Source organism: Streptomyces sp. NPDC019396 (assembly GCF_040632375.1).
Classification (GTDB): Bacteria; Actinomycetota; Actinomycetes; order Streptomycetales; family Streptomycetaceae; genus Streptomyces.
In genome coordinates this window covers 62,986-75,203 of the sequence record NZ_JBEYBS010000001.1, presented here as the reverse complement: position 1 = coordinate 75,203, position 12,218 = coordinate 62,986, and the positions used below count along the sequence as shown (strand labels likewise).

10 protein-coding genes and 1 pseudogene are annotated in these 12,218 nt (G+C 72.0%); 3 read left to right on the top strand and 8 right to left on the bottom strand.

Going from position 1 to position 12,218, the window contains the following annotated elements; all coding sequences use genetic code 11:
* The 3 genes from ABZ532_RS00385 to ectA all read right to left on the bottom strand — a co-directional run bounded on the left by ABZ532_RS00385 (position 1) and on the right by ectA (position 2,335).
* Positions 1 to 399, bottom strand: a complete 399-nt coding sequence (locus ABZ532_RS00385; RefSeq protein WP_361277970.1) for an ectoine synthase — start codon at positions 397 to 399, stop codon at positions 1 to 3.
* A gap of 79 nt (positions 400 to 478) precedes the next feature.
* On the bottom strand, positions 479 to 1,747 hold the full coding sequence (ectB, locus tag ABZ532_RS00380) for a diaminobutyrate--2-oxoglutarate transaminase (RefSeq protein ID WP_361277968.1): 1,269 nt from the start codon (positions 1,745 to 1,747) through the stop codon (positions 479 to 481).
* A gap of 90 nt (positions 1,748 to 1,837) precedes the next feature.
* Positions 1,838 to 2,335, bottom strand: a complete 498-nt coding sequence (gene ectA, locus ABZ532_RS00375) for a diaminobutyrate acetyltransferase (RefSeq protein WP_361277966.1) — start codon at positions 2,333 to 2,335, stop codon at positions 1,838 to 1,840.
* A 452-nt stretch (positions 2,336 to 2,787) separates the two neighbouring features.
* Here ectA and ABZ532_RS00370 point away from each other — a divergent pair, with 452 nt between their 5' ends.
* Together ABZ532_RS00370 and ABZ532_RS00365 are read left to right on the top strand one after the other, a co-directional pair.
* The gene (locus ABZ532_RS00370) at positions 2,788 to 3,876 is read left to right on the top strand and encodes an amidohydrolase family protein (protein ID WP_361277964.1); all 1,089 of its coding nucleotides are present in this window, start codon (positions 2,788 to 2,790) and stop codon (positions 3,874 to 3,876) included.
* Positions 3,877 to 4,083: 207 nt separating this feature from the next.
* On the top strand, positions 4,084 to 5,034 hold the full coding sequence (locus ABZ532_RS00365) for an SCO1860 family LAETG-anchored protein (RefSeq protein WP_361277962.1): 951 nt from the start codon (positions 4,084 to 4,086) through the stop codon (positions 5,032 to 5,034).
* A 305-nt stretch (positions 5,035 to 5,339) separates the two neighbouring features.
* Here the strand turns inward: ABZ532_RS00365 and cobC are convergent, their stop codons facing one another.
* On the bottom strand, positions 5,340 to 6,449 hold the full coding sequence (cobC, locus tag ABZ532_RS00360) for an Rv2231c family pyridoxal phosphate-dependent protein CobC (protein ID WP_361277960.1): 1,110 nt from the start codon (positions 6,447 to 6,449) through the stop codon (positions 5,340 to 5,342).
* 207 nt (positions 6,450 to 6,656) lie between these two features.
* Positions 6,657 to 7,034, bottom strand: a pseudogene (locus ABZ532_RS00355) (cobalamin biosynthesis protein); the annotation flags it as partial.
* A gap of 47 nt (positions 7,035 to 7,081) precedes the next feature.
* Between ABZ532_RS00355 and ABZ532_RS00350 the strand changes: the two are divergent.
* A complete protein-coding gene (locus ABZ532_RS00350; protein ID WP_361277958.1) occupies positions 7,082 to 7,825 on the top strand; it encodes a ZIP family metal transporter in 744 nt (247 codons plus the stop codon).
* Positions 7,826 to 8,093: 268 nt separating this feature from the next.
* Here the strand turns inward: ABZ532_RS00350 and ABZ532_RS00345 are convergent, their stop codons facing one another.
* Genes ABZ532_RS00345 through ABZ532_RS00335 form a run of 3 tightly spaced genes read right to left on the bottom strand, consistent with a single transcriptional unit; the run spans position 8,094 to position 12,168 of the window.
* Positions 8,094 to 9,461 carry a cobyrinate a,c-diamide synthase gene (locus ABZ532_RS00345; protein ID WP_361277956.1) on the bottom strand — a complete coding sequence of 456 codons (1,368 nt, stop codon included), beginning with the start codon at positions 9,459 to 9,461 and terminating at the stop codon, positions 8,094 to 8,096.
* Entirely contained in the window at positions 9,455 to 10,063 is a 609-nt protein-coding gene (cobO, locus tag ABZ532_RS00340; RefSeq protein WP_361277954.1) for a cob(I)yrinic acid a,c-diamide adenosyltransferase, read from the bottom strand. Before cobO ends, ABZ532_RS00345 begins: the two co-directional genes overlap by 7 nt.
* On the bottom strand, positions 10,063 to 12,168 hold the full coding sequence (locus tag ABZ532_RS00335) for a putative cobaltochelatase (RefSeq protein WP_361277952.1): 2,106 nt from the start codon (positions 12,166 to 12,168) through the stop codon (positions 10,063 to 10,065). The genes cobO and ABZ532_RS00335 overlap by 1 nt, the downstream gene beginning before the upstream one ends.
* Between the last annotated feature and the right edge of the window lie 50 nt (positions 12,169 to 12,218).

Below are 12,218 nucleotides of genomic sequence, written 5' to 3'. Positions count from 1 at the left end.
TCAGCCCTCCTCGGTCAACAGGGGGTAGACGCCGTTCTCGTCGTGGTCCTCCCGTCCGGTCACGGGCGGATTGAAGACGCAGACACAGCGGAAATCGGTCTTGGGGCGCAGCGTGTGACGCTCGTGCCCGTCCAGCAGGTACATCGTGCCGGGCTCGATCCAGTGGGACTCGCCGGTCTCGTCGTCGGTGAGCTCGGCCTCGCCCTCGACGCACAGCACGGCCTCGACGTGGTTCGCGTACCACATCGACGTCTCCGTACCCGCGTACAGCACGGTCTCGTGCAGCGAGAAGCCGACCTTCTCCTTGGCAAGCACGATGCGCTTGCTCTCCCAGGTGCCGGACTTGGCCCTGACGTGCCGGTCGGTGTTCTCGATGTCCTTCAGTGAACGGACGATCACGGTGGATTCAGACCCTTTCTCTTCCGGGCTTCCAGGTGGGTGGTGATGCGGGTGTGCGGTGATGCGGGAGTGCCGTGGTTCAGGCCGTCTCGCGGACCGCGCGGGCGAGGGTGCTGAGGCCCTCGTCCAGTTCGTCGGGCGTCACGGTCAGCGGCGGCAGCAGCTTGACGACCTCGCTCTCCGGACCGGAGGTCTCCAGCAGCAGACCCAGCTCGAAGGCGCGGGCGCAGACGGCGGACGCCCGGCTCTTGTCGGCGAACTCCATGCCCCAGACCAGGCCCCGGCCGCGGAAGTGGACCCCGGCCGCCGAGTTCTCGTCGGCGATCGACAGGAGGGTCTGCTCGACCTGCTCACCGCGGGCGATGGTCTGCTTCTCCATCTGGCCGTCGGCCCAGTACGTGTCGAGCGCGGCGGCGGCGGTCACGAACGCCGGGTTGTTGCCGCGGAACGTGCCGTTGTGCTCGCCCGGCTCCCAGATGTCCAGCTCGGGTGCGAACAGGCACAGCGACATGGGCAGTCCGTAGCCGCTGATCGACTTGGACAGTGTGACGATGTCCGGGGTGATGCCCGCCTCCTCGAAGGAGAAGAACGCACCGGTGCGGCCACAGCCCATCTGGATGTCGTCCACGATAAGCAGCATGTCCTGGCGGTGGCAGAGGTCGGCCAGCGCACGCAGCCACTCGGCGCGTGCCACATTGATACCGCCCTCGCCCTGCACGGTCTCGACGATGACCGCCGCGGGCTTGTTGAGGCCGGAGCCCTGGTCCTCCAGCAGGCGCTCGAACCAGAGGAAGTCCGGCACCTGGCCGTCGAAGTAGTTGTCGAACGGCATCGGCGTGCCGTGGACCAGCGGTATCCCGGCGCCCGCCCGCTTGAAGGCGTTACCCGTCACGGCCAGCGAGCCCAGCGACATCCCGTGGAAGGCGTTGGTGAACGAGACGATCGCCTCGCGGCCCTTCACCTTGCGGGCCAGCTTGAGAGCGGCCTCCACTGCGTTGGTGCCGGTCGGGCCCGGGAACATCACCTTGTACGGCAGGTCGCGCGGTCGTAGCACGATGTTCTGGAACGACTCCAGGAAGGCACGCTTCGCGGTCGTCGCCATGTCCAGGCCGTGGGTGATGCCGTCGCGCTCCAGGTAGTCCAGCAGCGCGCGTTTGAGCACAGGGTTGTTGTGGCCGTAGTTGAGTGATCCTGCGCCGGCGAAGAAGTCGAGGTAGGAATGGCCGTCCTCGTCGGTGAGGCGAGCGCCCTGCGCACGGTCGAACACGGCGGGCCAACCGCGGCAGTAGCTGCGCACCTCCGACTCCAGGGTCTCGAAGACACTCAGGGCGGGCGGGGTGATGGTCACAGCGTTCTCTCCTGGTGTGGGGTGTTCTGGCTGGAACGAGGGCGGGGCCGAGAGCCGGGCTCTTGGCGGCGGCCTCGCCGTGGCCGGCGGTCAGCCCGCGATCGGCCCGATGCGGTACAGCACTTCGGGCTGATGCCCCCCGTCGGGGAACAGCCCGCCGTCGAAGAGCACCTCGCGCTCGAGGCTTGCGCCCCGGCGGGCCGCGAAGGACGCGAAGAGGCGGTCGGACGCGGTGTTGTCGGGCGTGACGGTGGTCTCGATCGCGCGGATCCCTTGTGCGGCGGTGGCCCGCACGGCCAGCGCCTCCAGGAGTGTCCCGGCGAGTCCGCGGCCCCGGTGCGCCTCGTCGACGGCGACCTGCCAGACGACCAGCGTGTCCGGGCGCTCGGGCCGGATGTAACCGGTGATGAACGCGATCGGTTCGCCGTCCGTGCCGCGGGCCACCGCGGAAGTCGCGGCGAAGTCGCGGCACCACAGCAGATAGCTGTACGAGGAGTTCAGGTCCAGGACCTCGGAGTCGCGGGCTATTCGCCAGATCGCGGCTCCGTCCTCCACGCGTGGGCTGTCGATGCTCAATGCGGTGGTCATGCGAATTGAATTTACCGAGCAAATTGCTGGATTGCATGTGGCCAGGGGGTTGGGTGAAGCGCGGTTGTGTGTTATCGCGCGTGCGCGGGCCCTGGCGCGAGCGATTCCCGAACTGGACGCTTTTGTGGTGGAGTTATCGGGGCAAAGAATCCTGGATGTGGAGTCGGTCACATGCGGGGCGAGCTGGGGATCGTGCCGGAAATGAGGCAATACATCCTTGCGGAATCTTGGCGTTTAGGGTGAGGGAAACGGGGCAGGAGAATGCGGGGAGCTACTTTCTTCGGAATTCCTCTGTGCATTCCAGGATTCAGGCCCTATTTGTTTCCGTAAAGGTGGTGGGCGGGGGTGGCGCGGGCTGTGTGGGATGCCGGGAATTTCCCGGGCGGCCCGGAGGGCCGGCGGACCGGGCGTCCTCTGCCGGTGGTGCCACCGGGGCTCGTAGAGTGCATGCCATGAGCGATGGTGTGGTGCTGCATGTCAGGGGTCGGGTGCTCGTCGGTCCGGAGGAGGTGCGGGACGAGCTGTGGGTGGTCGGTGGCCGCATCACCTTCCAGCGCCCCGTGACCACGGATGTACGCACCGTGGGCGGCTGGGTGCTGCCCGGTCTGGTCGACGCCCACTGCCACGTGGGACTCGACGCACACGGCGCCGTGGACGAGGTGACCAGCGAGAAGCAGGCGCTGACCGACCGTGACGCGGGCACCCTGCTCATCAGGGACGCCGGTTCACCCGCCGACACCCGCTGGATCGACGAGCGTGACGATCTCCCCAAGATCATCAGGGCTGGCCGGCATATCGCCCGTACTCGCCGCTACATCCGCAACTACGCCCATGAGATCGAGCCGGAGGACCTCGTCGCCTATGTCTCGCGGGAGGCCCGTCGCGGTGACGGCTGGGTCAAGCTGGTCGGCGACTGGCTCGACCGTGAATCCGGTGACCTGGGAGCCTGCTGGCCGCGCGAAGCCGTCGAGGCGGCCATCGCCGAGGCGCACCGGATGGGTGCCCGGGTCACCGCCCACTGCTTCGCCGAGGACTCCCTGCGGGACCTCGTGGAAGCGGGCATCGACTGCATCGAGCACGCGACCGGGCTGACGGAGGAGACCATCCCGCTTTTCGCCGAGCGGGGTGTCGCGATCGTGCCGACTCTGGTCAACATCGCGACGTTCCCGAAGCTCGCGGAAGGCGGCGAGGGCAAGTTCCCGCGCTGGGCGGCCCATATGCGACGACTGCACGAGCGCCGCTACGACACCGTGCGCTCGGCGTACGACGCCGGCGTCCCGGTGTTCGTCGGCACGGACGCCGGCGGCTCGCTGCCCCACGGGCTCGTCGCCGCGGAGGTCGCCGAGCTGGTGAAGGCCGGCATCCCGGTGGTGGAGGCGCTCTCCGCGACCACGTGGGGCGCGCGCGGCTGGCTCGGGCGCCCGGGGCTCGAAGAGGGTGCCCCGGCGGACCTGGTGGTGTACGAGGCGGATCCGCGGGCGGATGCGGCGGTGCTGGCCGCGCCGCGAAGGGTGGTCGTCAACGGTCGTGTGATGGCCTGACGCACGCGTCGGGTGGGGCCGCAACGTCCACGGGTGCGCAATCGAATACGAGCGCGAAACCACACTTTGGAGTGAACTCACGCCGGGTGCGCGCGGGTTCACTCTTGGTACGTAAGTATGCGGATGTTCCAGTCGCCGCCGTCGTACACGTGTCCCCGTGGTGGACGTGCCCGGCGATGCCTTGTCTCTCGTGGGGGTTTCACCACCGTGAACAGCAACACCTTCCGCATGCCCGCACGCCGCCCGGGAGTCGCGGCCTCGGCGGCCGCCGTCGTCGGACTGGCCGTAGCGGGTCCCCTGGCCCTCGCCGTGCCCGCTCATGCCACGGGCGGCTCCGAAGGGCAGGCGAGTGCGGTCGTCCTGCGCACCGGCCTGGATGTCTCCCTTCTGAACAAGACCGTCCAAGTGCCGCTGAGGACGAGCCTCAACGAGGTGCATGCGCCTGGGAACGCGGAGAAGACCGCGCTCACCGTGCAGCTGGAAGGCGTCGACGAGGGGCGGCCGTTCAGCGTGCTGAGCGCGGACGCCGCGAGTGCCAGGGCCACCGCGAACCGGGAGCGTGCCGAGGGTGTCGCCACGCTCGCGCACGCCAAGGTGCACGTCCCCGGCCTCGCCCTGCTCTCGCTGATCGAGGTCGAGAAGGTGACGGCGAAGGCGGTCTGCGCGGTGGGCGAGAAGCCGCAGGCCACGGCCAATGTGCTCGGCACGGTGCGGGCGCTGGGGAAGAAGGTGGCCCTCACGTCGGGGGCTCCGTCGAAGGTCGAGGTGCCGGGGGTCGGCGCGATCACGCTCGATCTGTCCCGTACGGAGACGACCTCCCGCACGGCAGCGGCGACCGCGCTTGAGCTGAAGGTGTCGGTGAACCCGCTGAAGCTGAACGTGGCGGAGGTCGAGGGCACGGTGACACTGGCGGCGGCGAGCTGCGAGTCCCCGGAAGCCGCCGCACCCGCACCGGGCGTGCGGACCCAGACCGGAGCGGAACCGGCCGCCCCCCAGGTCTCGGCGTCCCCGGCCGCAGCCTCACCCGGGCCCGGCTCCGAGGGTCTCGCCGCGACGGGCGGCGGCTCGACCACCCCGTATGCCGCCGCGGCCGGTGTCGCGCTCCTGGCCACCGGCGCCGCCGCGGTGGCACTGTCGCGCCGCCGCGCCCGGGACTGATGCCCCCCCCCGCGCCCAGGGCCCCGGTTGCTGTCCGGGCCGGCGGCTGCGTGCCCTGGGCCCGCGACCGGTGCTCCGCGCCCCGTAAGGGCCCGCCGGCCGGTCGCGGCGCTCCCGCCGAAGCGCCGTGCCGGTCGGGGGTTGCGGTAGCACCGTCGACGGCGCTGCGGAGAGCTCGGGGAAGACCCGCAGCTGTCGTCGAGGCCCGAGCCGACCGGCCGGGCCGCGCCCGGACTGCGGCGGGGTCCTCCGCGCTGCCGCGGCGCGAGCGCGGTTTCGGCTTCCGGGCCCGGGAGGGCCGGAGCTCAAGCGCGGCCCCGGCCGCCGCTCGTGGTCGCGCCCACTGCCGCCAGCGCCTGGTCCAGTGCCTGGAGGAAACGATTCGTCGTGGCGCGGTCGCGTACCGCCACCCGGAGCCAGTTCCGGTCGAGACCAGGGAACGTGTCGCCGCGTCGGACCGCGAAGCCCAGGTTTCGCAGGAGCTCGCGTACCCGGTCCGCGCGCTCCACGTGGATCAGCACGAAGGGGCCCTGCGCCGTCGGCACCGTGCGCACCTCGTCGAACTCCGCGAGACCGGCCAGCAGATGCGCCCGTGCGGTGGTGATCTGCTCCGCCGCCCCGGCCGCTTCCACCAGTGCCCGTGACGACACACACGCCTCGGCCGCCGCCAGCGCCGGAGTCGACACCGGCCACAGGGGCTGGGCCTGCTCCAGCGCGGCGATCGTCTCCGCGGCGGCCAGCACATAGCCGATCCGCAGTCCGGCGAGCCCCCAGGTCTTGGTGAGGCTGCGCAGCACCACGAGCCCCGGCACATCGGTCACCGACGCCAGCGCCTCGCGCTCACCGGGCACGGCGTCCATGAAAGCCTCGTCCACCACCAGGATCCGGCCCGGGCGGGCCAGCCGCGTGATGGTGGCGGCCGGGTGCAGCACCGATGTGGGGTTCGTCGGATTGCCGATGACCACCAGGTCCGCGTCGTCGGGTACGGCTCTCGGATCGAGCCGGAAGCCGTCCTCCTCGCGCAGCACCACCCGGGTCACCTCGTGCCCCGCGTCCCGCAGCGCCGCCTCCGGCTCCGTGAACTGGGGGTGCACCACTGCCGGGCGGCTCACCCGCAGTCCGCGTGCCAGGAGTACGAACGCCTCCGCCGCGCCCGCAGTCAGCAGCACCCGTTCCACCGGGAGCCCGTGCCGGGCCGCGACCGCCGCCCGCGCCGCCCGTCCGTCGGGGTAGGCGGCGAGCTCCGCCAGGGACGCGGCGATGTGCTCGCGCAGCCAGCGCGGGGGAGTGCCGGTGCGGACGTTGACCGCGAGGTCGGTCAGCCGGGCGTCCCGTACCTCCGCGTCGCCGTGGTGGCGCAGATCGTGGGGATCCAGCGGATCGTGCCGGTCGGTCGGGTCGGTCGGTATGTTCACGGGTGCTCCGCCGATCCCGGGACGGCGCGGGCTCCGCTACCGGCCGCGGACCCATGTCCGGCGCTGGCGGCCGCGATGAGCAATGCGGGCAGGGAAGTCACACGTTCTCCTCGAGGTGGGGCAGCGTTGCCGGTGGTGCTGGGGTTGGTGCTCGTGCTGGTGTATCGGCTCCGGAATCGGAGGCTACGGATCCAGCGGCACTGAAAGTCGTACGATCGCACACGTAACCCTGCCGGGTCGCCCCACCTCCCCCGATGTCGTTTTCGGTAGGAGCAGTTCGCCCCCTTCTGCGAGTGCTGCGGCCTCCGCCACCGACGCCGTGCCCGTAGCGTCCCGTGCCACACCCGACGGATGCGGCACCGGAACCCCGGCCAGCACCCCCGCCGGATAGACCCGCAGGGGTACCCCGAGCGTCGCCGCGGCGGCGACGATCCCCGGTTCGTCCGCCTTGGCGTCCACGGTCGCCAGGGCCACGACCGCCCCCGGCCCGTGCGCGACCTCCCGCAGCGCGGTGCGGATCAGCTCCAGCACCTCGGCGGCGGCCGCGCCGTGCCGTGCCCCGACACCGACCACCAGGCGGCTCATGGCGTGGCGCCCGGCGCCGCAGGGGCGGTATCCGCTAGCAAGAACCCATGGCGGTGTTCGTCGCGCTCGGCGCGTTCCTGATGACGCTCTTCGGCGGCTGGACGGCGCAGCACGTGACCGACCGCAGGCACCTGGTCCTCGGCGTCGCGGGTGGGCTCATGCTCGGTGCGGCGGGTCTCGATCTGCTGCCGGAGGCGATGGCCGCGGCGGGTCACGAGGTCTTCGGAGTGCCGCAGGCTCTGCTGCTGTTCGTCGGCGGGTTCCTGGTCGCCCACCTCGTCGAGCGGATGCTGGCCGCCCGCCAGGCCTCGCACGGCGCGTACAACGGGGCGCGGAACGGTCATGACCACCGCGTACCGCAGGTCGGTATGACCGTGGCCGCGGCGATGGTGGGGCACAGCCTCATGGACGGGATCGCCATCGGCGCGGCTTTCCAGGCCGGCGGCGGGATGGGCGCCACGGTCGCGCTCGCCGTCATCAGCCATGACTTCGCCGACGGCTTCAACACGTACACCGTCACCAGCCTGTACGGCAACGAGCGCCGCAGGGCCCTCGCCATGCTGGTGGCCGCCGCGCTGGCGCCCGTCGTCGGCGCGGCGTCGACCCTGCTGTTCACCCTGCCGCCGGAACTGCTCGGCAGCTATCTCGGCTTCTTCGGCGGTGTGCTCGTCTACCTCGCGGCCGCCGAGATCCTGCCCGAGGCGCACCACCGCCACCCCGCACACTCCACGCTGCTGTGCACGGTGGGCGGTGTGGCGTTCATCTGGGTCGTGACGGGCGTCGCCGAATGACACCGGACCGTGCCCGGTGCCGCCGCAACAGGTGGCACCAGGCCGAGTCCGAGAAGTCCCGCCTGGCCCACGACTCGCCCGGAACTTCGCCTGGGAGGTGCCCCCAGCCCGCGCACTCGCTGCGTGGTCGGGACCGTTCAGGCCCGCCCAGTACGAGGACGGCTCCCCCCGACCTTCGGTGGGGGTACCCCCACCGTCTCGCGAGGGCACGCATCGGACGCCGCGAGCCCCGCCATCCGGGCGGACGGCGCTGGTTCTCCAACACGGCCTAGCCCGCATGCCCGGACCACTGGGCGCAGTGCCGGACGAAGCGGTATGCCGTGTCCGGGACCGCTGCCCAGTGCATGTGGACGTAGCTCGCGTGCACCCCGCCCCGCACGAAGCCCTCCACCCGACGCTCCGGCTGCCGCAGCCCCCATGCCGCCTGGGCACCCGCGCCCGGCTCGATGACCGTGCGGTGGAACTCATGGCCCCGCATCCGGGTGCCCGCCGCGGCCAGGACACTGTCGCTCACCGCCACCGCGTCCCGGTAACCGAGGGTGAGCCGCGGCGACATCCGCGCATCGGCCTCCAGCACCCCGCACATGGGCTTGTCGTCCAGCGAACGCGCCAGATAGAGCAGCCCGGCGCACTCCGCCGCGATGGGCGCGCCCGTCTGCGCCAGTTCCGCGACCGCCTTGCGCAGCCGGGTGTTGGCGGACAGCTCGGGCGCGTACATCTCGGGAAAACCGCCGCCGACGACCACGCCGCGGGTGCCTTCGGGCAGGTCCTCGTCGCGCAGCGGGTCGAAGGGGACGACGCTGGCACCGGCCGCAGTGAGCAGCTCCGCGTGTTCGGCGTACGAGAACGTGAACGCCGCACCGCCGGCCACGGCGACCACCGGGGACCCGGCGACCGGCGCGGGCTCCCGGCCGGGGGCCGGGTGCCACGGCTCCGCGCTGAGCGGCGGCGCACCGCGCGCCAGCGCCAGCAGGGCCTCCAGATCGCAGCCCGCCCGCACCTGCTCCGCCTGCGCCCGCACCGCGTCCAGCGCCTCCGTGTGCCGTTCGGCCACCGGCACCAGGCCGAGGTGCCGCGACGGGGTGCTGACGGCGGGAGCCCGGCGCAGCACACCCAGCACGGGGACGCCCGACTCCTCGAGAGCCTCCCGCAGCAGCGCCTCATGGCGGTCCGTGGCGACCTTGTTGAGGATCACCCCGCCGAGCCGCACCTCCGGGTCCCATGACGCGAAGCCGTGCACCAGCGCCGCGACCGACCTCGACTGCGATGAGGCGTCCACGACCAGTACCACCGGCGCCCGTAGCAGCTTCGCCACCTGCGCCGTGGACGCCAGCTCACCCTCGCCCGCCGCACCGTCGTACAGCCCCATCACGCCCTCGATCACGGCCAGATCGCAGCCGTGCGCGCCATGCGTGAAGAGCGGCGCGATCAGCTCCGTACCGCACATGTACGAGTCGAGGTTGCGGCCGGGCCGGCCCGTGGCGAGCGCGTGATAGCCCGGGTCGATGTAGTCGGGACCCACCTTGTGCGGGGACACGGCGAGACCGCTCGCCGTGAACGCCGCCATCAGGCCGGTCGCGACGGTGGTCTTGCCGCTGCCCGACGCGGGTGCGGCGATGACGAGACGTGCTACCACTCGATGCCCCGCTGGCCCTTCTGACCGGCGTCCATCGGGTGCTTGACCTTGGACATGTCGGTGACGAGGTCGGCGAAGTCCTGGAGTTCCTGGGGGGCGTTGCGGCCGGTGATCACCACATGCTGGGTGCCCGGCCGATCCCGCAGCACCTCGATCACCTCGGCCACGTCGACCCAGCCCCAGTGCAGCAGATACGCGAACTCGTCCAGGACGTAGAACGTGTACTTCTCCGCCGCGAGATCACGCTTGACCTGCTCCCAGCCCTCGCGCGCCTTCTCCTCGTGGGACGGCTCGCCCTCGCCCGGCGGGCGCTGGATCCAGGACCAGCCCTCGCCCATCTTGTGCCAGTCGACGGTGCCGCCCTCGCCGGTGGCACCCAGCGCCTTGAGCGCGTTCTCCTCGCCGACCTTCCACTTCGCCGACTTGACGAACTGGAACACCCCGACCGGCCAGCCCTGGTTCCAGGCGCGCAGCGCCATTCCGAAGGCGGCCGTCGACTTCCCCTTGCCGACGCCCGTGTGCACCATCACCAGCGCGCGGTTGCGGCGCTGACGGGTGGTGAGTCCGTCGTTCGGCACCGTGCTCGGCTGTCCCTGCGGCATTACGCGGCCCTCCTGTTGGTTCCCGTCCTGGTACCCGTGCCCGCCTGTACGTCCCTGACCAGTCCGGCGATGCTGTCCGCCCGCAGCTCGTCCAGGGTGACGGCGCTGCCGCCGAGTTCGCCCGCGAGACGGCCGGCGAGACCCAGCCGCACCGGCCCGCTCTCGCAGTCCACGACCACACCGGCGGTGCCATCGGCGGCATGCAGCCTGGCGGCCCGCGCGGCCAGACCCACGGCATCCTCGCCGCGCACCCCGGTCGCGCGCCCGTCCGTCACCACGACCAGCAGCGGGCGCCGCGATGGGTCGCGCAAACGCTCGACCCTCAGCACGTCATGTGCCTTCAGCAGGCCGGCGGCGAGCGGGGTACGCCCGCCCGTCGGCAGCTGCTCCAGCCGCGTGGCGGCGGCGTCCACCGACGAGGTCGGCGGCAGCACCACCTCCGCGTCCCGGCCGCGGAAGGTCACCAGGCCCACCTTGTCCCGCCGCTGGTACGCGTCGAGGAGCAGGGACAGCACCGCGCCCTTGACCGCGCTCATCCGGCGGCGCGCCGCCATCGAACCGGAGGCGTCCACGACGAACAGCACGAGATTGCCCTCGCGTCCCTCGCGGACCGCCTGGCGCAGATCGTCACGTCGTACGACCAGCCCGGGTCCCGAGCGTCCGCGCGCTCGCTGGTGGGGGGCCGCGGCCTGCACGGTCGCCGGGAGATGGAGCTTGCTCAGCGTGCCCCGGGGCCGCCGCGCACCGGTGGTCCGGCCGTGCTCCGTGCGGGCGCGTGAGCGCCGCCCCGCGGCGCCGTCGCCGAGACCGGGGACGCTCAGCATCCTCGTACGGAACGGCTCCGCGGCCGCCACGGGGGACTGCTCGCCGGCGCCGGAACGCGGTCCGGGCGCCGCGGACGGCTCCGGCGTCTGGGATTCACGGGACGCATCGGAGGCGCCGGGCTCGTTCGTGTGCGGCGGTTCGGCCTCGGGCCCCTGGCCCTGCGGCGGAATCCCGCCACCGCCTCCGGGACCGCCATCCGGACCGTCGGGACCGTCATCAGGGCCGCCGGGACCACCGTCCGGATCCGGATCCGGCTCGTCGTGCCCGCCGAACTGCTCCAGCGTCTCGTCCAGCTTGTCCTCGTCAAGCCCCGGCGCGTCGAAGGGATTGCGCCGCCGCCGGTGGGGGAGTGCGAGCAGGGCGGCCTGGCGCACATCCTCCTCCCGTACGTCGGTACGCCCCGCCCACGCCGCCAGCGCCGTCGCCGTACGCGCCATGACGATGTCGGCACGCATGCCGTCCACCTCGAACGCCGCACAGGTCGCCGCGATCTGGCGCAGCGCCGCGTCCCCGAGCACGACGGACGGCAGCAGGGCCCGCGCGGCCACGATCCGCTCGCGCAGCGCCGCCTCCTCGTCCGCCCAGCGCGCGGCGAAACCGGCCGGGTCGTCGTCGTACGCCAGCCTGCGCCGTACGACCTCCACCCGCAGTTCCGGCTCGCGCGAGGCGGCGACCTCCACCGTGAGCCCGAAGCGGTCGAGCAACTGGGGCCGCAGCTCGCCCTCTTCGGGGTTCATGGTCCCGACGAGCAAGAAGCGCGCGGCATGACGTACGGAGACGCCTTCGCGCTCCACGTACGAGGCCCCCATCGCCGCCGCGTCCAGCAGCAGGTCCACCAGGTGGTCGTGGAGCAGATTGACCTCGTCGACATAGAGCACTCCGCGGTGCGCGTCGGCCAGCAGACCGGGCTCGAAGGCCTTCACGCCGTCCGCGAGCGCCCGCTCGATGTCGAGCGCACCGACCAGCCGGTCCTCGGACGCGCCGACGGGCAACTCCACCATGCGGGTCGGACGTGCGGTGCCGGGCGTGTCCTCGTGCGGGCCGTCCGGGCAACCGGGATCGGGTGCGCCGGGCGCGCAGGAGAAGCGGCAGCCCGCGACGACCTCCACATCCGGCATCAGCGCGGCGAGTGCGCGCACGGCGGTGGACTTGGCGGTGCCCTTCTCGCCGCGTACGAGGACCCCGCCGACAGCGGGCGAGACCGCGTTCAGCAGCAGTCCCAGGCGCAGATCGTCCATCCCGACGATCGCGGTGAAGGGGTAGTGCACGGCACCACTCATACGTTCTGGTCCTCCCGTTGCTCTCGTTGCTCCCGCTGTGTCCGGTCGGG